Source organism: Stenotrophomonas sp. YIM B06876, from assembly GCF_030711595.1.
In the GTDB taxonomy this organism is placed as follows: Bacteria; Pseudomonadota; Gammaproteobacteria; order Xanthomonadales; family Xanthomonadaceae; genus Stenotrophomonas.
On record NZ_JAUJUJ010000588.1, the window covers coordinates 1 to 409 of the forward strand.

1 protein-coding gene is annotated in these 409 nt (G+C 65.3%); it reads left to right on the forward strand.

Translation table 11 applies throughout. The annotated features are described in order from the left end of the window. Nucleotides 1-102 precede the first annotated feature (102 nt). Entirely contained in the window at nt 103-252 is a 150-nt protein-coding gene (locus QZH66_RS18605) for a DUF3149 domain-containing protein (protein ID WP_305807262.1), read from the forward strand. Nucleotides 253-409 lie beyond the last annotated feature (157 nt).

The window sequence follows — 409 nt, forward strand, 5'->3', positions numbered from 1 at the left end:
GCGCACCCGGCCCGTCCCGTTGACTTGCGTCAACGCCCGGCTTCAGGCACGCTCCAGAATCCACACACCGACTATGGTTTTAAAAAGAACGGAGGGAACCCCATGAAGCTGCTGACCGACCTCTTCACCACCGACTACGGACTGATGAGCATCATCGGCATCGCCATCATGCTCGTCGGCGGCATCGCTTCCGCCGTCATCGTGCGGCGCAAGATGAACGAAGACCCTGCGGGGACGCAGGCCCAGGAATAAACCCCAGACCGGGTCGCGGCATCAGGTGGGCGGTACGCCCATGGGCATGCGGCACACCCACAGCACGCGTCCACCTGCCAGCGCCAGCTGGGCGTGCAGCACGACGCCGGGCACCGGGAACTCCAGACTGACCAACCAGGCTCCCGGCGCCAGCTCG

Excerpts from the sequence above, each read along its gene's own strand:
- QZH66_RS18605 (WP_305807262.1), top strand. The coding sequence starts at position 103 with ATGAAGCTGCTGACCGACCTCTTCACCACCGACTACGGACTGATGAGC.